Annotated in this window: 20 protein-coding genes; 9 read left to right on the top strand and 11 right to left on the bottom strand. The window is 51.4% G+C overall.

Features of this window, described 5'->3' with window-relative positions:
- Positions 1 to 48: 48 nt before the first annotated feature.
- Positions 49 to 1,041, bottom strand: coding sequence for a class 1 fructose-bisphosphatase (locus tag CWI70_RS11960; RefSeq protein ID WP_126774041.1), 993 nt, complete (start codon positions 1,039 to 1,041; stop codon positions 49 to 51).
- Positions 1,042 to 1,191: 150 nt separating this feature from the next.
- Here CWI70_RS11960 and mpl point away from each other — a divergent pair, with 150 nt between their 5' ends.
- The 6 genes from mpl to panP are packed head-to-tail and all read left to right on the top strand — an operon-like array spanning position 1,192 to position 7,307.
- The gene (gene mpl, locus CWI70_RS11955; RefSeq protein WP_126774039.1) at positions 1,192 to 2,550 is read left to right on the top strand and encodes a UDP-N-acetylmuramate:L-alanyl-gamma-D-glutamyl-meso-diaminopimelate ligase; all 1,359 of its coding nucleotides are present in this window, start codon (positions 1,192 to 1,194) and stop codon (positions 2,548 to 2,550) included.
- Positions 2,537 to 3,175, top strand: coding sequence for a flavin prenyltransferase UbiX (locus tag CWI70_RS11950; RefSeq protein ID WP_126774037.1), 639 nt, complete (start codon positions 2,537 to 2,539; stop codon positions 3,173 to 3,175). The genes mpl and CWI70_RS11950 overlap by 14 nt, the downstream gene beginning before the upstream one ends.
- A gap of 6 nt (positions 3,176 to 3,181) precedes the next feature.
- Positions 3,182 to 4,129 (top strand): ABC transporter ATP-binding protein, encoded by a 948-nt coding sequence (locus tag CWI70_RS11945; protein WP_126774035.1) that lies wholly within the window; start codon positions 3,182 to 3,184, stop codon positions 4,127 to 4,129.
- Positions 4,129 to 4,905, top strand: a complete 777-nt coding sequence (locus tag CWI70_RS11940; protein WP_198677706.1) for an ABC transporter permease — start codon at positions 4,129 to 4,131, stop codon at positions 4,903 to 4,905. Before CWI70_RS11945 ends, CWI70_RS11940 begins: the two co-directional genes overlap by 1 nt.
- The gene (trmB, locus tag CWI70_RS11935; protein WP_198677705.1) at positions 4,902 to 5,609 is read left to right on the top strand and encodes a tRNA (guanine(46)-N(7))-methyltransferase TrmB; all 708 of its coding nucleotides are present in this window, start codon (positions 4,902 to 4,904) and stop codon (positions 5,607 to 5,609) included. The genes CWI70_RS11940 and trmB overlap by 4 nt, the downstream gene beginning before the upstream one ends.
- A 42-nt stretch (positions 5,610 to 5,651) precedes the next feature.
- The gene (gene panP, locus CWI70_RS11930) at positions 5,652 to 7,307 is read left to right on the top strand and encodes a pyridoxal-dependent aspartate 1-decarboxylase PanP (protein ID WP_126774031.1); all 1,656 of its coding nucleotides are present in this window, start codon (positions 5,652 to 5,654) and stop codon (positions 7,305 to 7,307) included.
- Between the two features lies 1 nt (position 7,308).
- Here the strand turns inward: panP and panC are convergent, their stop codons facing one another.
- The 7 genes from panC to sfsA form a co-directional block, all read right to left on the bottom strand.
- On the bottom strand, positions 7,309 to 8,148 hold the full coding sequence (gene panC / locus CWI70_RS11925; RefSeq protein ID WP_126774029.1) for a pantoate--beta-alanine ligase: 840 nt from the start codon (positions 8,146 to 8,148) through the stop codon (positions 7,309 to 7,311).
- Positions 8,149 to 8,153: 5 nt separating this feature from the next.
- Positions 8,154 to 8,951 (bottom strand): 3-methyl-2-oxobutanoate hydroxymethyltransferase, encoded by a 798-nt coding sequence (panB, locus tag CWI70_RS11920; RefSeq protein ID WP_126774027.1) that lies wholly within the window; start codon positions 8,949 to 8,951, stop codon positions 8,154 to 8,156.
- 40 nt (positions 8,952 to 8,991) lie between these two features.
- Entirely contained in the window at positions 8,992 to 9,471 is a 480-nt protein-coding gene (gene folK, locus CWI70_RS11915; RefSeq protein ID WP_126774025.1) for a 2-amino-4-hydroxy-6-hydroxymethyldihydropteridine diphosphokinase, read from the bottom strand.
- Positions 9,468 to 10,877 carry a polynucleotide adenylyltransferase PcnB gene (pcnB, locus tag CWI70_RS11910; protein WP_126774023.1) on the bottom strand — a complete coding sequence of 470 codons (1,410 nt, stop codon included), beginning with the start codon at positions 10,875 to 10,877 and terminating at the stop codon, positions 9,468 to 9,470. Before pcnB ends, folK begins: the two co-directional genes overlap by 4 nt.
- Before the next feature lie 75 nt (positions 10,878 to 10,952).
- Positions 10,953 to 11,804, bottom strand: a complete 852-nt coding sequence (gene gluQRS, locus CWI70_RS11905) for a tRNA glutamyl-Q(34) synthetase GluQRS (RefSeq protein WP_126774021.1) — start codon at positions 11,802 to 11,804, stop codon at positions 10,953 to 10,955.
- Position 11,805: 1 nt separating this feature from the next.
- Positions 11,806 to 12,258: an RNA polymerase-binding protein DksA gene (dksA, locus tag CWI70_RS11900; RefSeq protein WP_126774019.1), complete on the bottom strand. Its 453-nt coding sequence runs from the start codon at positions 12,256 to 12,258 to the stop codon at positions 11,806 to 11,808.
- A gap of 93 nt (positions 12,259 to 12,351) precedes the next feature.
- Entirely contained in the window at positions 12,352 to 13,077 is a 726-nt protein-coding gene (sfsA, locus tag CWI70_RS11895) for a DNA/RNA nuclease SfsA (RefSeq protein ID WP_126774017.1), read from the bottom strand.
- Positions 13,078 to 13,146: 69 nt separating this feature from the next.
- Between sfsA and pepB the strand changes: the two genes are divergently transcribed.
- Genes pepB through mrcB form a run of 3 tightly spaced genes read left to right on the top strand, consistent with a single transcriptional unit; the run spans position 13,147 to position 19,202 of the window.
- Positions 13,147 to 14,433: an aminopeptidase PepB gene (pepB, locus tag CWI70_RS11890; protein WP_126774015.1), complete on the top strand. Its 1,287-nt coding sequence runs from the start codon at positions 13,147 to 13,149 to the stop codon at positions 14,431 to 14,433.
- Position 14,434: 1 nt separating this feature from the next.
- Positions 14,435 to 16,927, top strand: a complete 2,493-nt coding sequence (hrpB, locus tag CWI70_RS11885; RefSeq protein WP_157980906.1) for an ATP-dependent helicase HrpB — start codon at positions 14,435 to 14,437, stop codon at positions 16,925 to 16,927.
- A gap of 25 nt (positions 16,928 to 16,952) precedes the next feature.
- Positions 16,953 to 19,202, top strand: a complete 2,250-nt coding sequence (gene mrcB / locus CWI70_RS11880) for a penicillin-binding protein 1B (protein ID WP_126774012.1) — start codon at positions 16,953 to 16,955, stop codon at positions 19,200 to 19,202.
- Positions 19,203 to 19,220: 18 nt separating this feature from the next.
- Here mrcB and hemL read toward each other — a convergent pair whose 3' ends face one another.
- The 3 genes from hemL to hemJ form a co-directional block, all read right to left on the bottom strand.
- Entirely contained in the window at positions 19,221 to 20,501 is a 1,281-nt protein-coding gene (gene hemL, locus CWI70_RS11875) for a glutamate-1-semialdehyde 2,1-aminomutase (protein ID WP_126774075.1), read from the bottom strand.
- A 20-nt stretch (positions 20,502 to 20,521) separates the two neighbouring features.
- On the bottom strand, positions 20,522 to 21,535 hold the full coding sequence (locus CWI70_RS11870) for an aspartate carbamoyltransferase (protein ID WP_126774010.1): 1,014 nt from the start codon (positions 21,533 to 21,535) through the stop codon (positions 20,522 to 20,524).
- Between the two features lie 87 nt (positions 21,536 to 21,622).
- Complete coding sequence (gene hemJ / locus CWI70_RS11865; RefSeq protein ID WP_126774008.1) at positions 21,623 to 22,051, bottom strand: protoporphyrinogen oxidase HemJ; 429 nt, start codon at positions 22,049 to 22,051, stop codon at positions 21,623 to 21,625.
- Between the last annotated feature and the right edge of the window lie 33 nt (positions 22,052 to 22,084).

Raw genomic sequence — 22,084 nt, 5'->3', positions numbered from 1 at the left:
TGTTTCCTATTGATAACTTAAAGTCAGAATAAAAGTTTTGGCCGCTTATTATACGTTGCTTGGCGCGGAATGCGAACCTTGCAGATAGCTCAAACAGGTATCTACTTCGTTGGCTGATCCCAAAATAACGCCAATGCGTTGATGGATGTGCTCAGGTTGTATATCTAAAATACGCTGTTCGCCGCTATGAGCTCGGCCACCGGCTTGCTCAACCAAATACGCCATTGGATTGCCTTCGTACATCAAGCGCAGTTTGTAGGGTTTACCCGGCTTACGTTTGTCCCATGGGTAGGTAAATAACCCGCCGCGACAGAGAACGCGATGCACGTCGGCAACCATTGCAGCAATCCAACGCATGTTGAAGTTTTTGCAGCGCGGGCCCGTATCGCCGGCTAATAAATCGTCAATGTAAGTGCGCATTTCTGGCTGCCAATGGCGGTAATTCGACATATTGATGGCAAACTCGCAGGTGTCTGCTGGGATCTCGACATTTTCATCGGTCAGCAAGAACTCACCGACGGTCGTGTCTAGAGTGAACACTCGAACGCCCTTGCCGGTAGTGAACACTAACATCGTTGAAGGGCCATAAAGAACGTAACCTGCCATTACCTGTTCGCGACCCGGCTGTAAGAACATTTCGCTGCCAGAGCGACCGTCCTCTGGCGTTGGTAAGACCGAGAAAATAGTACCGACCATGCTGTTGATGTCGATATTTGAGCTGCCGTCGAGCGGGTCAAAGGCGACCAAATAACGACCGTCGTCAAAGCCTTCAACAATGCCTTCTTCTTCTTCAGAAGCGACCGCGCGGACAAATTTATTTTCGAGCAGAATATCTTTTAGCAGCTGATTGGCAAGCACATCGAGCTTTTTCTGTGTTTCGCCTTGGATGTTTTCGTCGAGCGTCGAGCCGAGAACACCGGCGAGTTCTCCTTGATGGAGTCGGTACGAAATTTCTTTCGCACAAATCTGCAAAGTATTGATGACTGAGATTAGGCCTTCGGCGACTTGATCACGGCGTAACGTCGGAATTAAACGCTGCATAACATCCTCATTTGGTGGGCTGCTCAAAATCGCGGCTAAGTTTACCGCAAAAATAGGTAAATTGCCTGCAAGAATCTCCGTAAAAGTGTCTCGCATGCTACACTAGCCGCAATTTTCGTGCACCGATAACGTAGAACGAGCTAAATTTTTATGCACATTCATATTTTAGGCATTTGCGGCACTTTCATGGGAGGAATTGCCGCGTTGGCAAAGGCGATGGGGCATCATGTCACCGGGAGCGATGCCCATGTTTATCCACCGATGAGTGACCAACTGGCAGCGTTAGGGATTACGGTTTATCAAGGCTACGATGCCTCACAGCTCGATCCAAGACCTGACCTTGTTATCATTGGTAATGTGCTGAGTCGTGGCAATGCTGCGGTGGAAGCGGTGCTTAATCAACGCATTCCGTATCGGTCGGGTGCTCAGTGGCTGCACGATGAATTACTGCAAGATAAATGGGTTTTGGCGGTCGCTGGCACCCATGGCAAAACGACAACCTCGAGCATGCTGGCCTGGATTTTGGCTTACGCAGGTTATCAACCAGGATTTCTAGTGGGTGGCGTGTTAGCTAACTTTGGTTGCTCGGCACAGCTCGGTAACAGTGATTTCTTTGTTATTGAAGCCGACGAGTATGACACCGCTTTTTTTGATAAGCGCTCGAAGTTTGTACACTATCAGCCGTCGACCTTGATCCTCAATAATCTCGAGTACGATCATGCTGACATTTTCCCCGATCTCGCGGCGATTCAAACGCAGTTCCACCATTTAGTGCGAATTATTCCAGGCTATGGTCAAATTATTTATCCACAACAGGATGAAAACCTAAAAGAAGTCCTCGAACGAGGCTGTTGGAGTGAACTGCAGACCCTAGGCGGTGACTGGCAATTTAAATTATTAAGCGACGATGCCACGCAATTCGAAGTCATGCATGGTAATGAGTGTGTCGAAGTGCAATGGCAAATTGTTGGCGTGCATAATGCGACCAATGCGATTATGGCGATGGCTGCAGCGCATCACGTTGGTGTGCCACTTGATGTGGCCGCCGCTGCACTTACCGAGTTCAAAAATACCAAACGTCGCTTGGAGTTAATCGGTAGCCCTAATAACGTTGCGATCTATGATGATTTTGCGCATCATCCAACCGCTATTCGACTGACCATCGATGCGCTTCGCGCAAAAGTGGGTGCAGAGCGCATTGTGGCAGTGTTGGAACCGCGTTCGAACACCATGAAACGTGGTGTGCATGCGGCGGATCTCGCTCCGGCATTGGCGACTGCCGATGCTTGTTATTTACTGCAGCCGGAAGGCATCGAGTGGCAGTTGAGTGACTATGTTCCTAACGCAGACATTAGTCACACCACCGATGAACTACTCGAGAAATTGGAACGTACTTTAACGCCTGGTGATCACGTTTTGATCATGAGCAACGGTGGCTTTGGCGGTTTGCACCAACGCTTGCTTAAGGCGTTAACAGCAGCAGAGGAGAATCACCATGAGTCGATCTAGTCAGGCAATAACACTCGCGATTACTGGCGCCTCGGGTGCACCTTATGCAGTGCGTTTGTTAGAATGCTTGCTGCAACAACAGCAACAGGTTCATCTGTTGATGTCCAGTGCGGCGCGCGTGGTCTTTGCAACCGAGCTTAATTGGCAGTTGCCGGCTGCGCCAAAAGCGATGGGAGATGCCTTGCGGGAACACTTTAAAGTCACCGCTGAGCAGTTGCAGGTTTACGGCAAAGAACAATGGTTCTCACCCGTAGCCTCCGGTTCAGCAGCACCGAAGCGTATGGTGATTTGTCCTTGCTCAACGGGAACCTTATCTGCCATTGCCCACGGTGCTAGTGACACACTACTCGAGCGTGCTGCTGACGTGGTTATCAAAGAGCGCGGGCAATTGATTGTGGTGCCACGTGAAATGCCACTGTCTGCGTTACATCTTGAGAACATGCTTAAGCTGGCGCAATTGGGCGTCACGGTGATGCCTGCTGCACCTGGCTTTTACCATCAACCGCAAAGCGTCGATGATTTGGTTGATTTTGTGGTGGCGAGAATTCTTGATCATTTGCAGTTAGCACAAAAGCTGCAGCCGCGTTGGGGCTACGATCAGTCAGCAGCGCGAGAGGAGTCATAACAGTACATGAAAGCTTTATCGATAAAAGACTTACGGAAAACGTATAAAGGTGGTTTCGAAGCCTTAAAGGGGATCAACCTTGAAGTCGAAGAAGGCGACTTCTTTGCGTTGCTTGGCCCGAATGGGGCCGGCAAGTCGACAACCATCGGCATCATTTCATCATTGGTGAACAAAACCTCGGGTGAAGTGAATGTTTTCGGCTATGACCTCGATACTCAATTGGTTGAACTGAAGCGACAAATTGGCTTGGTGCCGCAAGAGTTCAACTTTAATCAGTTTGAAACGGTGCGCCAGATTGTGGTGAACCAGGCTGGTTATTATGGTGTGCCGCGAGAAGTGGCTCATGAACGAGCAGAGCATTACCTCAAGCAGTTGGGCTTATGGGATAAGCGAGACTCACCTGCGCGCATGCTCTCGGGCGGTATGAAACGTCGTCTAATGATCGCTCGTGCCTTGTTACATGAGCCGCGGTTATTGATTCTTGACGAGCCCACCGCTGGGGTTGATATCGAGCTGCGGCGCAGCATGTGGGATTACCTTGAAGAGATTAACAAGCAGGGTATTACCATCATTCTAACGACACATTATCTCGAAGAAGCTGAAACCTTGTGTCGCAACATCGCGATCATCGATCACGGAACCATTGTGGAAAACACCTCGATCAAGCGTCTATTGGCAACCTTGAACCGTGAAACCTTCGTCTTGGATATCAGTCGGGGTGACGAGCAACGTATTGAACCGCAACTTGATGGTTTTACCATGCGCCAAACCGATGATCACACTATTGAGGTGGATGTCGAAAAGTCGCAAGGCTTAAACAAGGTGTTTGAGCAACTAAGCGCACAAGAAATTAAAGTACTGTCGATGCGTAACAAAGCAAATCGCCTCGAAGAGCTGTTTGTTGATCTGGTAGAGCGTGGGCGAGCAAACAAATCTGCAGCAGGAGCGAAATAATGGCAGCGTCGTATAGTTTTATTGCCTTAAAAACCATCTGGATCAAAGAGTGCACCCGCTTTCTGCGGATTTGGATTCAGACCTTGGTACCGCCAGCGATCACCATGACCCTGTATTTCATCATTTTCGGTAGCATCGTTGGTGAACGGATTGGGGATATGAGCGGGCGGCCCTATATGGAATTTATTGTGCCTGGGCTGATCATGATGTCGATCATCACCAACTCCTACTCGAATGTTGCATCATCGTTCTTCAGTGCGAAGTTTCAGCGCAACATCGAAGAAATGTTAGTCGCGCCGGTATCGACACCGGTGATTATCGCCGGCTACGTTGGCGGAGGCTTGGCACGTGCGTTGATTGTCGCCGTTATCGTGACCGTGGTGTCGTTCGCTTTCGTTGAAAACGTTAGTATTAATCACGCTGGGATTTTAGTACTTACGGTGATTTTAACCTCGACATTGTTCTCGTTGGCAGGGCTTATCAATGCCGTTTATGCCAAGACTTTTGATGATATCTCGATTGTACCGACCTTTGTGTTAACGCCCCTAACGTATTTGGGTGGGGTATTCTTTAGCATTAGCCTCCTCCCTGGAGTGTGGCAAACCGTTGCGCAAGCGAACCCTATTTTGTACATGGTAAATGCGTTCCGTTATGGCTTCTTGGGCGTGTCGGATGTGAACGTCGGCGTGGCGCTAGGCGTGATTGTCGCGTTTAACATTGGCTTCTTCTTGACGGCGTATACATTATTGCAGCGTGGCGTGGGGATTCGCTCGTGACAGCAAAGGAATCACGTCCAGTTACGACAAACCAGCATGGCAATCATGAAGATCTCACGCAAGTCGTCATGCGGCATTTGCGCTCGCCATTTAAAAAGCCGATTCAGGAACATAATCGTGAGGCTTTTGAACAGGCAGCGCAACAGGTTGCGCAATGGTCCGGTCCGATCATATTGGATAGCTGTTGTGGCGTAGGTGAGAGTACTGCGTGGCTGGCGCAGGAGCATCCAGAAGCACTGGTGATCGGCGTCGATAAATCCGCCCATCGTCTGCAGCGGCATGCCAATTATGAAACTTCTGAGCAAGGGCAGCGCTACTTGTTGGTACGCGCCGATCTACAGGATTTCTGGCGACTTGCAGTCGAGCAACATTGGCAGCTCGAGAAGCATTACATTTTGTATCCAAATCCTTGGCCTAAAGCTGCCCACCTTAGCCGCCGTTGGCACGGCAGCCCAGTCTGGCCTTATGTTTTAGGACTTGGCGGTGAGTTGGTCATGCGTTCAAATTGGGTCACCTACTTAACCGAAGTTGCGAGTAGTTTGGCGTTGGTAAACTGTGCCGCGAACTTGCAACCGTTACTCGCGAAGCATGCAGCGATCACCCCATTTGAGCGCAAATATCAACGCAGTGGCCAGCAACTTTGGCAATTGACTGCTAACCTTCCCGAAGACGGTCGCTATTTTTCCGCGATCGAGGCAGAATAAGCAGTTCTGTAACCGTTGAGTTTCAGCTCTAAGGATGAAGCGTTGAGTGACCAAGTTTTTGCTGAAGTAAGTGAAGAAGCTCTCTTAAAGATCTTCACTTTACCAGAGGCTCCAGAGTCGACCCTCGGTCGCATCGAAAAAGATCTGTCAGAAAACCTGATGGGATTTCTTGGTGAGCATATTGTTGCGCGCGAGAAGCCTCTGCACGAGATCGAGCACAACTTTTCGGCGAGTGAAGTACCGGAACAGCCCCGCTATGTATCTGATCACACAGAATTCTTGTTGAATAACTTGGTTGCGCATTCGGTACACACCTCATCACCGCGCTTTATTGGGCATATGACCTCAGCCTTGCCTTACTTTCTGTTACCGCTGGCCAAGTTGATGGTCGGCTTAAATCAGAACTTGGTGAAGATTGAAACTTCGAAAGCGTTTACGCCGTTAGAGCGCAACGTTTTGGGGATGTTACATAACCTCGTTTACGGCCGTGATGCAGATTTTTACCGACGTTGGATGCACAGCGCGCAGCATTCGCTAGGCGCAATGTGTTCTGGCGGAACGGTGGCGAATATCACCGCGCTCTGGGTTGCACGTAACTTGCTGCTAAAACCAACCAATGGCTTCGCTGGTGTCGCCGCTGAGGGGTTAGCGGCAGGTTTGTCGCATTATGGCTACCGTCGTTTAACGGTGATGGTGTCGGAGCGCGGCCACTATTCGTTGGCCAAGGCTGCTGACGTACTTGGTATCGGTCGCCACAATTTGATTGGTGTTGCCACCGATGACCACAACCGTATTCGTCTGGATAAACTACGTGAAGCCTGCGATCAAGTCGCCGCCGATGGTGGCAAGGTGCTTGCTATCGTGGGCGTTGGCGGCACCACGGAAACAGGTCATATTGACCCGCTGAATGATTTAGCGGATTACGCCGCAGAGATTGGCGCACACTTCCATGTCGATGCGGCATGGGGCGGCGCCACGTTGATGTCGGCACAACACCGGCAACTCCTCGCTGGGGTTGAACGCGCCGATAGCGTGACGATTGATGCGCATAAGCAAATGTATGTGCCTATGGGTGCGGGCATGGTGCTGTTTAAAGAGCCAGGTATGGTGCGCGCGATTGAGCATCATGCGGAGTATGTGATTCGCCACGGTTCGAAAGACCTTGGTGCGCATACCATGGAAGGTTCGCGGCCGGGAATGGCGATGCTGGTTTATTCGGCTATGCATGTGATGGGTCGCCGTGGCTACGAGCTGCTTATCGATAAGAGCATTGAAAAGGCCAAAGCTTTTGCGGCGTTGATCGCCGAGCAAGACGACTTTGAGGTGATTACTGAGCCGCAGTTGTGCTTGCTGACCTACCGTTTTGTGCCGCGCCAAGTCAAAGCCGCGTTACAGCACGCAACTCCTGAACAAGTAAAGCGCTTAACCCCGCACTTGAATGCCATTACGCGGTTTATTCAAAAACGCCAGCGTGAAACCGGACGTTCGTTTGTGTCACGGACCAAACTTAACCCCGGTCATTATCACCGTGAGCCGACGGTGGTGTTTCGTGTGGTCTTGGCAAATCCACTAACGACGATAGAGATGTTGCGAGAAGTGTTGGAGGAGCAACGCGAAATCGCGAACGAGGCGATGAGTTTACGCGGTGCTCTCCATACCGAAATGCGTGAACTAGGGCTGTTAGCGCGCCAAGGGTAGCCTAGCGCGCGAACTGCAGGTTATCGATTAAGCGCGTGCGGCCTAAGAACGCAGCCACCAGTACGACTAATTCTTTATCGTCAGCCGTAGCGGCTTGCAAGTCTGCTTGCCGACGTAGTTCTAGATAATCCACCCGAAAACCGTTACTTTCAAGCTGGTGTCGCGCAGTGGCGAGCGCAACCTCTTGGTCGACCCTTTGCTCAGCAATGGCCGCCGCCAAAGCTTGAAGCGTTTGATAAATGAGCGGTGCTTGCTGGCGCTCAGATGTCGATAGGTAACCGTTACGCGAACTTAAAGCTAAACCATCTTCAGCACGCTCTGTCGGCATGCCAATGACCTCCACAGGCAAGCTCAGGTCTTGCGTCATTAAGCGAATCACTTGTAACTGCTGGAAGTCCTTTTCACCAAAGATGGCGACCTGAGGTTGTACCATGTTGAATAACTTGGCAACAATCGTCGCCACGCCACGAAAATGTCCAGGCCGACTTGCGCCGCATAGTATTTCCGATAGCTGCGGTACTTCGATAAAGGTTTGCACCGCTAGTCCGCGCGGGTACACATCGCTGACTTGAGGAGCAAAAACGCCATGAGCGCCGCGTTCGGCAAGGGCTTGGCAGTCAGCGTCTAGGGTTCGTGGATAATTATCGAGATCTTCGTTGGCGCCAAATTGTAGCGGATTCACGAAAATACTAACGATCACCAGGTCGGCATGCTGTTTGGCTAAGTCGACCAACTTTAGATGCCCTTCATGCAGGTTGCCCATGGTTGGCACCAAGGCAATGCGGCCTTGTTGTTGATCGCGCCACGCCCGTAATTCTTGCAGACTCTTAAACAGTTGCATGGAAGTTAACCTTTGAAACTATGCTCAGGGCCGGGAAAGCTACCGTCTTTCACTTGTTTGACGTAAAGCTCAACGGCACCCGCAAGATCACCGGCCTCGGCTAAAAAGTCTTTCACAAACTTAGGTAAGTAGTCGCTGTTTAAGCCCAACATGTCATGCATAACGAGGATTTGGCCATCGCAGTCTGGCCCTGCGCCTATACCGATTGTGGGGATGTCCAACGCCGCGCTAATGCGTTTGGCTAGAGAACTTGGCACACATTCGAGGACCAGAAGTTGTGCGCCAGCTTCTTGTAGGGCGAGCGCTTGCCGCAACGTATTGTCAGCGGCACTTGCTTCTTTACCCTGTACTTTATAGCCACCTAGCACGTTCACTGATTGTGGCAACAGACCTAAGTGAGCACACACAGGAACACTGCGCTCGACCAGTTGGCGAATGGTTTCTAATAACCAATCACCACCCTCGAGCTTGACCATGTTGGCCCCGGCACGCATCAATTTTGCGGCTTCTTGGCAGGCCTGTTCTGGCGTGGCATAACTCATAAAAGGCATATCCGCCATGACAAAGGCGTCTGGCGCACCGTTACGTACTGCGCGGGTATGGTAAGCAATGTCATCAACCGTCACTGGCAAGGTGCTGGACTCGCCAAGCACGACATTGCCTAACGAGTCGCCGACCAGCATAAAATCAACACCTTGCTGCGCGAATAGTTTCGCAAAAGATGCGTCATATGCGGTGAGCGAGGCGATCTTCTCGCCTGCGGCTTTCATTTTTGCTAGTTTGGCGATGGTCGTTGCTGCCATGTTAGGTCCTTACCTAAGTACGTCGATGGCTTCGATTGTATCAGGTAATTTTTACGAGGTCATGGCTCGGTAAATGCTTGAGGAGTGAGCCGATACTTCGGCCATCGGGAAGCTCTAGGTCGGGTGCTATTTCGTGCAGCGGGACGAGCACGAAATCACGTTCGGTAAGACCAGGGTGCGGCACGGTGAGGCGCGGATGGTGCAGGCTTATATCGGCAAACAACAGTAGGTCTAAGTCTAATGTACGTGCGCCCCAGCGCCGATTGCGCACGCGACCAAATTCATTCTCGAGGTTTTGCAACAAGTCGAGTAATGCTAAAGGTGCAAGATGTGTTTGCGCACACAACACGGCATTAACGTAATCGGGTTGATCTTGTGGGCCCATCGGCGTACTACGATAAAAGCTAGAGCACTTGATGTGACTGAGTTCTGGCACCTGTTGTAGCCGCTCCAGCAGCTCGGTTAACGTCTGTACTGGATTACCCAAATTGGCGCCAAGTCCAACATAAATGGTACTCATGACTTAGGCGTATCACCGCTCGGTTTTTTACGTGGACCACCGCGGCGTCGACCACCGCGACGGCCGCGCTTTTTGCGTGCTGGCGCTGCGTTGTCATGTGCGGCGGGTGAGCTAGGCGAGTGGCCTTTTTGTTGTTCGGTCCAAAACTCTGCTTGTGCAGTGAGCTGTTTACGTTCTAATGGGGTCGCTGTTGCTGCGCGCAACAACAAGAAGTCATAGGCAGCGCGAAAGCGCGGGTGGCCTAGCAGTGTTTGCACACGTTTCCCTTTTGCGCGCTCAAAGCGTTGTTGCATCTGCCAAATTTCCCGTGCCGGAATCGTAAAACGTTTAGGTACCGATACGGTCTGTACTTGGCGTCCCCAAACATCTGCTGCGGCGATGTTCATCGCATCAATCGGTGGCAAGCCACTCTCGAACATAAGCTGTTCCATACGTGCTTGTAACGGCCACCAAAGCAGTGCGGCGAACAAATAGGCTGGCGTTATACTCAGCCCCTGCTGAATGCGACTATCGGTGTCCGCGAAGGTCTGCCGAATCATCTGATAAGGGGCTTCATCGGGAGCCTGTAAGTAGCTTTTCAGCAACGGAAAGAGCTGTTGGAACAAATGATAGTCGCTGAGCATTTCGAAATTGGCTAACGCTTTACCTGCGGTAAAGAGCTTCAAGCACTCCTCAAACAGCCGAGCTGGAGGAATGTTTTGCAACAGTGCTGCGTGTTCTTTGATTGGCTGAGCAACGCTATCGTCCATACGCATGGACAGCTTAGTCGCGAAGCGGATGGCACGTAACATACGTACAGGGTCTTCGCGGTAGCGTGTTTCAGCATCACCAATCATTCGTAGGACGCCGGTTTCAATGTCGCGCACGCCATTGGCAAAATCGTAGATGGCGAAATCGGCAATGTTGTAATACAGAGCGTTGACGGTGAAATCACGACGCTGCGCGTCTTCTTCGATGGTGCCGTAAACGTTGTCGCGCACTAACATACCCTGCGCATCGCGCTTAGCATGTTTTTGTTCTTCGGTTTCATCGTCATGGTGGCCACGGAACGTTGCCACTTCAATAACTTCGCGGCCAAACATGATGTGTGCCAAGCGAAAGCGGCGGCCGACTAAGCGGCAGTTGCGAAACAGCTTATGCACTTGCTCGGGGCTTGCATTGGTGGCGACATCGAAGTCTTTGGGCTTTAAACCAAGCAGTAGGTCACGTACGCAACCGCCAACCAGATAGGCTTCGTAACCGGCATTGTGTAACCGATAAAGCACTTTTAGCGCTGGTTCGGCAATGTCTTTACGCGAGATAGGGTGTTGATCACGGGAGATCACTATGGGTTTAGCAAGAATATTTGCCGGTAACTCGCTGTTTTGTTCTTTTGCGCCTAGCGCTTTTTTGGCGAGGGCTTTCATGCGTTTGATAATGGTTGTGTCTCCCTATTCGACAACTGTATTAAAAACCAGCGTATTGTAGCTTGTCCACGCCTTTCAGGAAAGATACTTTGCCGCCCAAACGTTAGTTGCTTGCTGCAACATTTGTGCAACGCTGTTCCCCGCATCAATATCGGTGATGCCAAGGAATTGCATGGCTTCTTGCAATTGTCGCCGAATCTCATTGCTAGCTAACGCTGGCGCATGGTTCTGCTTACTTAACTTACGACCATTCGCATCAAGTGCCAAAGGTACATGCATAAGTCGCGGGCGGCGGGTGCTCAATTGCTGCCACAAGGTTAGTTGCCAAGCCGTTGGCGTCAACAAATCAGCACCACGCACCAGATCGGTGATGCCTTGTTCAATGTCATCTACGACGACCGCAAGCTGGTAGGTATAAAGCTGATCGCGACGGTAGAGCACAAAGTCTTCGGCAGCAAATGCCGGTTCAATCACAACTTCGTCCTGCCAGCGGTCTATAAACTGCGTTACAGGCTGGTCATTACAAAAGCGAATCGCCGCATTATCTGCGCTGCGATTCTTCGTACGACAATAGCCGGTGTAATAAGGGCCGCGCGTCTTTATCTGCTTGCGTGTGCAGGTGCAGTAATAGCAGAGTTTACGCTCTTGTAGTTGGCTTAATGCAGCACCGTACGCAGCGTCGCGGCGCGACTGGTAGAGTACTTCGCCGTCCCAGTGTAAACCGAAGGTTTCGAGTTGCTTTAGAATGATGGTATCGGCGCCGGCGACGGCTCGTGGTTTATCTACATCTTCGATACGTACGAGCCACTTGCCTTGGTGAGCTTTGGCATCGAGGTAGCTTGCGACAGCCGCAATCAACGAACCGAAGTGTAGCGGCCCCGACGGAGTCGGGGCAAAGCGTCCACAATAAGGAAGAGCGCTGGCCACCTTAGGCGCCAGTAAGTTGCTTCTCTTTAATTTCTGCAAGTGTCTTGCAGTCTACGCAGAGGTCTGCAGTAGGTCGAGCTTCTAAGCGGCGAATGCCGATTTCGATGCCGCACTGATCACAGAAACCAAAGTCATCAGCTTCGATTTTTTGCAGTGTTTTCTCGATCTTTTTGATCAGCTTGCGCTCGCGGTCACGGGTACGCAATTCAAGGCTGAACTCTTCTTCTTGCGCAGCACGATCGACAGGGTCTGGAAAGTTAGCCGCTTCATCTTTCATGTGATGTACGGTGCGATCCACTTCTTCACGAAGCTGGTTGCGCCAAACTTCCAAGATCTTGCGGAAGTGTGCGCGCTGCTTCTCGTTCATATACTCTTCATTCGGCTGCTCTTGGTAAGGTTCCAAGCCAGCTTGTGCCAAAATGCCATGAGCTTTTTTCGGCGTTCCTTGAGGCATTGTGGATCTCCTATATGAGATGGTTCTTCAAAAAGGTCGGTACATATACCAGAAAGCACAACCCTGCGCAATTTTATTTATGCAACAGTCTGTTTAGCTGGTCACTGGTAAAGGCCCAACAGGGTTTATTCCATTTGCAGCAATTGAGCACTTAAGCGCATAAAATTCAACACCTTTTTGCTTGGCGATTTGCGCTGTCTCGGCATAGTTTGGATCGCAATGTCGTGCTGCGCTGACCTGTTCGACCGCACCATGAAATACACAATAAAGTACAACAGCACGATGCCCTTCTTCCACCATTGCCATCAGACTGCGTAAGTGGTCACTCGCGCGCTGACTGACGGTGTCGGGAAAATACCCTTGCGTTCCATCTGCCAGCGTTACACTTTTAACTTCGATATAGAGCTGTTGGTCTTTGGTGTTACGGGCTAACCAATCAATCCGTCGATTATCGTAGCCGTAACGTTGCTCTGCTGTGAGCTCCGTGAGTCCGCCAATTTCGGGTAAAAGCTGTTGCTTTAGGGCTTCGCCGACCACCGTATTGGCACGGTGGGTGTTGACACAAATGGTGTGACCATCGGAGGTTTCGGCAAGTTCCCAAGTGTAACGGTATTTGCGCTTTGGATTCCCTGAGTCACTCAACCAGACCCGCATGCCTGATTCAGCACAGCCCGTCATTGCTCCGGTATTTGGGCAATGCACCGTCATGGGGTTATCAGGCGTGTTATGTTCGGCCCAATCCGGATGATAAACATCAGCCAGAAAGCGTTTATAGCGGCGCACTAAAAAAGCCTGCTGCAAGGGGTTGTCAAACTGCATTGTCAGCCTCATGTAGCTTAGTTAGGATATACTTCAATTGATTCGCAACCATACTGGGAGCTTGTAACCATGTCTACTGCACTTGCTGTTTTTGTTGTTCAACAAGAGTTTTCGGATTCTGCTTGGAAAAGATCGGCGCCGGTCATTGTCGGTGACCAAGGGGCAACGATTTATTTAGGCCAGGACGAGGCCGAAAACTTACGAAAAGTGCAAAAAGCAGGTCGCCAGCTTGATAACCTGGGTGTGAGCTCAGTGCAGTTAAGCGGTGAAGGTTGGGACTTTGAGCGTCAGTGGGCGTTCGCTAATGGTTATACCGACACCCGTAGTACAAATAAGGTTGCGTGGGCGAGTAACGCCGATGCGCTGAGCCAAACACGTAACATCGTTAACTGGACGCGAGAATTGATTAACTTACCTCCGGCGGATATTTACCCAGAGTCGTTAGCTCAACGGGTGGCTGACAAGTTAGCTTCGATAGCGCCAGAAAAGGTCACCAGTAAAGTCATTAAAGGTGACGAGTTGGTGCAAGAAGGCTGGATGGGTATTCATACCGTAGGCCGGGCGAGCAAACACGCACCTTGTATGTTAGTGGTTGATTATAATCCGAGTGGCGATGCCAACGCAGAGATCGACACTGTGCTGGTTGGCAAAGGTATCACCTTTGATTCGGGTGGTTATAGCCTGAAATCAAGCGAAGGGATGTTGGCCATGAAGTGCGACATGGGTGGCGCTGCTACTGTTGCTGGCGCTTTAGGTTTGGCCATCGAGCAAGGTTTGCAGAAGCGCGTACAACTGGTGCTTTGCTGTGCAGAAAACCTTGTTGACGGCACCGCCTACAAACTTGGCGATATCATTACCTATAAAAATGGCGTCACTGTCGAAGTTGTGAATACCGATGCTGAAGGGCGTTTAGTTTTAGCTGATGGTCTGCAATACGCGGGTGAAGTCGGCGCTAAACGTGTCATGGATGCCGCTACCTTAACCGGTGCAGCGCAAGTGGCGGTGGGTAATGAGTACAATGCCTTGTTTAGTGTTGATGACGAGCTGGCCAACCAAGCACTTAGTACTGCAGCCGTTCAGCGGGAAAATTTATGGCGCTTACCGTTACAGCGTTGGCATCAGGAAAATACACCTTCGGCGTTTGCTGATTGTGCCAATAGCCGTCCGCAAAAAGGTGGTGGTACTGGCGGTGCGAGTAACGCTGCTGGCTTCTTACTGCGTTTTGCGCCAAATCAAGGCAAGGGCTGGTTGCATTTCGATATTGCTGGGGCCTATCACAACAGTGCTAATGCCATGTGGGCGACTGGAGCAACCGCTCTAGGTGTGCGCACTATTGCCGCTTTGCTACAAGACTAAGTTGGCCGCGTCAAAACTGAATGATTTACCGATAACTGCGCTGCTCCCAGAAGTAATAGCGCAGTTACCGGGACAAAAACTGGTCTTGCAAGCACCGCCCGGTGCGGGCAAGTCGACCGCTTTACCGCTGGCCCTGCTGCGCGCCGAGTCGTGGCAGGGCCAACGTATTGTATTGCTACAACCACGTCGCTTGGCGGCTATCTCTATTGCTCATTATCTTGCCCAACAGCTCGGTGAAGCGGTTGGCGAGCAAGTGGGTTACCATGTCCGCGGTGAACAACGCAGTAGCTCTAGCACACGACTGCTGATTGTCACCGAAGGTACCTTCACCCAATACCTACAACAAGATCCTGAGCTCACCGGCATCGGTGCAGTACTGTTTGATGAGTTTCATGAGCGTAATTTATTTAGTGATTTAAGTTTGGCGATGTTACTCGAGGCGCTGCCGTTGCGACCCGACTTAGGTTTACTGATCATGTCGGCGACACTGCCAGCAGAACAGATCGCACAGTGGCTTGGTGATGCGAAAGTACTCGTCAGTGAAGGGCGGCAACACCCGATCACCATGCACTACCGAGCGGTACCGCCACGCAGTGAGTGGTTACCCCATACCGCAACGGTAGTGCGTGAGGCGGTGCAGCTTGCCGAGCATGGGGTATTGGTTTTTTTACCAGGCTGGCGCGAGATCACCCACTTAGCTAAAACTTTAGACTTGGGTGCGAACATTCATGTGCAACCGCTGCATCGGCAGTTGACGCTTGCCGAACAACAGGCAGCCTTGCAGGCGTTACCGTCAGGACAAAAGAAAGTGGTGTTGGCGACCAACATCGCTGAAACCAGTGTCACAATTCCGGGTATTGATGTGGTGGTCGACAGTGGTCGTGAGCGACGGGCTACGTTTTATCCGCGCCATGGTTTGACCAGACTGGCGACCGAGCGCATTAGCAAGGCGGCGGCAACGCAACGGGCGGGTCGTGCAGGGCGATTGGGACCCGGTCATTGTTTTCGAATTTGGGCTGAAGGGGATACGCAAGGTTTACGTGACTTTGATGCGCCTGCCGTTGAAACCGAAGATTTAGCTGGCTTAGTGCTCGAAGCGAAACGCTGGGGCAGCGAGGTTAAGGATTTAAAGTTTCTGAGTTCACCGAATTCAGTACATTTGGAAGTAGGCGAGCACTTACTTAAGCAGTTAGGTGTACTGGATGAGCGTGGCCATTTAACGAAGGTCGGTCAACAGGTCGCAGCCTTGGGCAATGAACCACGTATAGCGCGTATTGCGGTGGCTGCGCAGGATCTCGACGAGTACGCCCGAAGTAAGGCGGCGTTGCTGTTAGCACAACTCGAATACCCCGCCGCTCAGCAACACTTGCCGTTGACCGCTCAGCAACTCGGCAAGCAAGCTCGACAGCGCTGGCAGTGGTGGCAGCGCAAATTAGGTGGCAGGGAGCAAGTCAACGACATCAGTGTGGAGGAGGTCGCAACGTTGGCATTATGGGGCTACCCTGACCGCGTAGCTCTAGGCCGTAGTGCATCTCGGAGTGCATCTCGAAATGCCAATCATCGCAGTAGTAGCGATAGTTACCTAGTGGCCTACGGCGGAGGTGCTCAATTCCATGGGCAGGATACGCGCAACGGTGATGCGCTAATACTTATTCTGTCAATGCGGTTGAGTGAGCGTAGTGCCGACGCGATCATTGATGATTTTGTTGCGCTCGACCGATCTCAGCTCGACCATCCTGCGCTCGATCTGCATTGGCAAACCGAGTTGGCGTGGCAAGGTCCACAACAACGCTTGCAAGCGGTCGAACGGCAGCGCTTAGGGGCGATAGTGCTCGCTGAACGGCCGGCGCAACAGCAACCTTCGGCGGCTGCGCGTGTGCAACTACTGGTGGAATTGGTGCAACGCCAACACGACCTTTTAGAGAACTTGTTAACGGCTGATGAAGTGCAACAGTTTCTGGCGCGGGTCAATTTGGCGCGGCAGCATTTGGGCGCTGGCCAAGCGTGGCCTGACTTTCATGTTGAAGCCTTAAGACAAGAGCTCGAAAGCTGGGCGGCGCCTTACTGGCAATCGCTCCAGAGTCTTGCAGAGTTGCAACGATGGTCACCGCTTGCGGCGCTGCAGGCGCGTTTGGATTATGCGCAACAACAGCAGTTAGCGCGCCTGTGTCCGACGCATTGGCAAGCACCAAGTGGCTTGCGTCACCGCATCGATTACCAAAGTGAGCTGCCGACGGTTGCGCTGAAACTACAAGAAGTCTTTGGTGAGCCGGTGTCTCCGACAATTTGTCAAAACCAAGTCACCCTTGTGCTAGAGCTGTTATCACCGGCACGACGACCGTTGCAACGGACCGCTGATTTAGCAAGTTTTTGGCAAAATGCGTATCAACAAGTAAAAAAAGAGATGAAAGGGCGCTATCCTAAGCATCCTTGGCCTGATGATCCGCTACAAGCGCAAGCTACGCAAAAAACCAAGCGGATGTTAAAGCAGTAAGAACGAATTGGATATTGGAAGCTCTATGCGTTTTTTATGGGTTACTCTTGCAAAGTTAGCGGCCGTTTTTGTGGCGGTTTTAGGTTTCTATCTTATTTATTTAGATAGTTCCTTAACGAAGCGTTTCGCCAGCGAGCGTTACGAAGCTTCCGCTATTGTTTATGCGCGACCGTTGCAACTCGCTCCGCAGCAACCTTTACGCCCACAACAACTGCTGCAAGAGCTACAACAACTGCGCTATCGAGAAAGTGCCACGCTGGCACAAAGTGGTAGCTACCGTACCCAAGGCCGCAGCATTGAAGTTCATCGGCGTCCATTTGACTTTGCCGATGGCCCTGCGATGGCGCAAAAAGTGCGGGTGCAGTTTGCCCGTAATGGCGTTATTGAACACTTGCAAAGTATGCCCGACGGGCGTGCATTGAATCGTTTTCAGATCGACCCTTTAGTGTTGGGGCAAGTCACTGCGGAAAATGGCGAAGACCGCTTGATCGTCGGGCTTGAGCGATTACCGAGTCTACTGATCGAAACCTTATTATTGGTGGAAGATCGAGATTTTTATCATCATGCAGGAGTTTCATTAAGCTCTATCGGTCGCGCTGCGTTGGCAAATTTAGCAGCTATGGACACGGTGCAAGGTGGGAGTACCTTAACCCAACAGTTGGTGAAGAACCTTTATCTGAGCCGTGAGCAAACCCTGTTGCGGAAGGCAAATGAAGCTCTGATGGCACTGATCATCGACTTTCGTTTTAGCAAGGACGAGATCCTCGAGACCTACTTTAATGAGATTTACTTTGGTCAAGACGGCGGCCGTGCGATACATGGCGTTGGTCTTGCTAGCCGCTTCTATTTCGGAAAACAAGTCGAAGAACTTAGTCCGGCCGAGATGGCGATGTTGGTCGCGATAGTGAAAGGCCCATCGTATTATAATCCGTACCGTTATTCTGAGCGGGTGCGAGAGCGCCGCGATATGATCTTGCAGCTCATGTTCGCGCAGCAACTGATCAATCAGCGGACCTATTTAGCTGCGCTTGAAGAGCCACTCGTTTCGTCGCGGCAAGAGCGCCAAGGCCGCACGTGGGCACCGCATTATTTAGCCCAAGTAAAACATGAACTTAGCCAGCTACAAGTTCCTGAAGACTGGAACGAACAGGGCTTACGAGTGTTTACCTATTTTGACCCCATGGCCCAGCAAGCCGTGGAAAACAGTATCGCTGAGCAGTTACCTCGTTTGAGCGAGAGCAAAGAATTACAAGTCGCTGCAGTGATCGCCAATCACCAACAAGCTAGCTTGAGTGCCATCGTTGGCGATCGCGACCGTCAGCAGCTTGGCTTCAATCGTGCAACCGGTGCGATGCGGCAGGTGGGCTCACTTATTAAACCAACGATCTATGGGTTGGCCTTGGCGCAGCCCGGCAGTTATAACCTTGCCAGTATCGTGCAAGATACTCCTATAACGCTCGAGGCGGTTGATGGGCAAGTGTGGCAGCCAGAAAATTATGATGGTGAGTTTGTCGGCGCTATCATGCTTTATGACGCTTTAGCGCAGTCACGCAATGTGCCAGCAGTCAAATTAGCGCTGGAAGTCGGTATCGATACTATCGTGACGAAATTACGCCAAGGCGGTATCGACACACCGATTCCGAGCGTTCCAGCATTAGCGCTTGGTTCGGTGGAGTTATCGCCGCTGCAGATGACAGAGCTTTACGGTGTATGGGCTCATTATGGTCGCTATCGCCCGTATACAACGATTGCCGCACTTACGAATCATGATGGCTTGCGCTTGTATGAACACCAGCCAAGTGCTGGGCGCGAGGTATTTGACCCGCTCAGTACGGCATTGGTGAATTATGGTTTACGTGGTGTGGTGAACGAGGGCACCGGCAAGCGTTTGGCTGAGCTGTTTGGGCTAGATGCTATGGCTGGTAAAAGTGGCACGACCAATGATTATCGTGATAGCTGGTTTGTTGCGTACGATGCTCAGCGCTTAATGACGGTCTGGCTCGGCCGTGATGACAATAAACCGATTCAGCTGACTGGGGCGACAGGTGCTTTGCCAGTGCTGGCCAATACCTTTAGTCAGTTAGGTGTTCAGCCCCTCGATGTTGCGCTGCCTGCGCCGCTTCAGTATCAAGCGTTCCACCCGCAAACAGGTATACCGATTCCTGATGGTTGTCGTGAACAACGAACCTTTCCGGCATTTCCGGTGAACGTAGCGGAAGATATGAACTGTGCGGGCGAAATCGAAGAGAAGTCGTGGTGGGAGAAGATTTTCTAACCACCACGACCTAGGTAGTTACAGCTCGGCAAAGGCTACTTTGGCGGCTGCTAAGGTAGCGTCGATATCGGCGTCAGTGTGTGCCGCCGACATGAAACCGGCCTCAAATGCTGATGGGGCCAAGTACACGCCTTGCTTCAGCATACTGTGATAGAACTTCTTAAAGTGATCCATGTTGCATTCAGTTGCCTGTTGGTAACTGTTCACTTGCGGATCTTTGCTGAAGAAAAAGCCGAACATCGAACCTGCACGGTTGGTGGTGAATGGCACACCTGCAGCGTCAGCAAGTTGTTGCATGCCAGTGACTAAGCGCTCTACTTTCGCATTCAAGTCTGGGTAGAGCTCAGCATTATCAAGTTGATTCAATGCAGCAAGTCCAGCTGCCATCGCAACAGGGTTGCCTGACAGTGTTCCCGCTTGGTACACAGGGCCTACGGGGGCGATGTAGTCCATGATTTCGCGCTTACCACCAAAAGCACCCACAGGCATACCGCCACCAATGACCTTACCAAGGGTCGTTAGATCTGGGGTAACTTGGTAGAACTCTTGTGCGCCACCGCGGGCAACACGGAAGCCGGACATAACTTCGTCAAAAATGAGTACACTGCCGAACTCATCACAGATTTCACGCAGGCCTTCAAGAAAGCCTGGTGCTGGAGGAATACAGTTCATATTGCCAGCGACCGGTTCAACAATGATTGTGGCGATCTCGTTGCCGACTTCGTTGAAGATGGCGCGAACTGAGTCAAGATCATTAAAGGTGACCGTCAAGGTGTGCTTAGCGAAATCTTCTGGAATCCCTGGTGAGTTGGGCACGCCCAGCGTCAGCGCGCCTGAGCCAGCTTTTACCAATAGCGCATCGGCATGACCGTGATAGCAGCCTTCGAACTTGAGAATTTTGTCGCGGCCGGTGTAACCGCGCGCCAAGCGGATTGCGGTCATCGTGGCTTCGGTACCGGAATTGACCATGCGAACTTTTTCGATCGATGGCACCAGTGAGATAATTTTTTCCGCCATGGTGATTTCGCTGGCGGTCGGTGTACCAAAGCTCAAACCACGTTCAACTGCAGCATGGGTGGCCTCGCGAATCGCGGCGTTATTGTGTCCGAGAATCATCGGTCCCCAAGATCCGACGTAGTCGATATAGCGCTGACCATCGGCGTCATACATGTAAGCACCGTCAGCCCGTTCGATGAAAATCGGTGAGCCACCGACGCCATTAAAGGCGCGAACTGGTGAATTAACGCCACCTGGGATGGTGAGCTGGGCTTGGGCAAATAAATCTTCAGATCGAGACATCATGATCCTCTCTTGGTGAGTTAGACGTTGCGCTTGTCGCTGTACCAGTTGACTTCACATTCATACTTTTCAATTTGATCAGCGACCCCTAAGGTCAGTGCGAACAACGCCATACGAATCAGTACACCATTATCGGCTTGGCGAAAAATGGCGAGATTCGGATTTTGGTTAAGGTCATTATCCAATTCGTTGGCTTCGGCGCGCGAGTCACGCGGCAACGGATGCATAATGACGGTGTTCGGTTTGTAGTGCTTGGTGTAAATTTCGCTATTTAAACGGAATTTGCCGCGATATTGATCAGCTTCCGCAGGCGAAGTAAAGCGCTCTTGTTGAATGCGGGTCTGATAGACGATATCGGCGTCGGAACTACCACTTACTTGATCGGTAACAACAACATGGTGTCCGGCTTTCTCAATCACGTTCATCACACTATCGGGCATCATCAGTTCACGTGGTGAAATCAGCGTGAAGCGAATGTTGTTGTACAACGCCAATAAACGCGACAGCGAGTGCACCGTGCGGCCAAATTTAAGGTCGCCCATCATGCAAATGTGCATGCCGTCGACAGCATGGCCGTGGTACGCCAGCTCTTTTTTAATCGTGTACAAGTCGAGGAGCGCTTGTGTTGGGTGCTCGTTGGCGCCGTCACCACCGTTGATGACAGGTACGCGACTACCCTCGGCAAACTCAGCTACTGAACCCGATTTGGGGTGCCGCATGGCAATGACGTCGCTATAGCTACTGAGTACTCGCGCTGTGTCATACAGCGACTCACCCTTGGCTAGTGCTGAGCTTTCCATTCCGGTGGTTTCACGAACTTCGCCACCTAGCAAATTGAAAGCCGTACCAAAACTAACGCGGGTTCGCGTCGAAGGTTCGAAAAATAAATTCCCGAGAATGGCGCCGTCGAGCACGCGCGTGCGTTTCTGTCGCCGTGCATAGGGCAGCATGCGGTCTGCGACCTGAAAAATTTGCTCAATGCTATCGCGATTAAACTGCTCGACAGAGAGTATATTGGCGCCCGTAAAGTTCATAGCGTAAGGCCTCAGTGAGTTGAGAAAAGGTGTTCAAACACTGGGCCGCAATGATAGCAAAGAACGCCAACAAAAAGAATGTTGCGCTTAAAAAGGCTTCAGCACGGCTAACAGAATAATCGCAAACAATGCCAGCACCGGTATTTCATTGAAGACACGATAGAATTTATGGCTGCGGCGGTTGCGGTCGTGGGCAAAATCGGCAAGCAATTTAAAGCAATACATATGGTAGCCGTATAGCAAAGTGACGATAGCTAACTTTACGTGCATCCAACCACTAGCGGCAAACCAAGCGCTGCCGTAGGCAACGATCAACCACACCCCAAAAACGAGCGTAAGGATCGCGAATGGCGTGACAAAGTAGAGCAGGCGACGTTCCATCACCTTTAACTGCGCGCTGACTTCAGTTGATTCGGTTTGTGCATGATAGACAAACAGGCGCGGCAAATAGAAAATCCCGGCAAACCAAGCGACCATAAACGCTAGGTGTAATCCTTTGACCCAAAGCAGTGTCATTGTACGTTCCTAAGTTGTGAGTGGCGCTTCGCT

The organism is Pseudidiomarina homiensis, from assembly GCF_003987225.1.
GTDB lineage: Bacteria > Pseudomonadota > Gammaproteobacteria > Enterobacterales > Alteromonadaceae > Pseudidiomarina > Pseudidiomarina homiensis.
The sequence above is the reverse complement of the archived record's forward strand: the minus strand, read 5'-3'. Positions and strand labels throughout refer to the sequence as shown.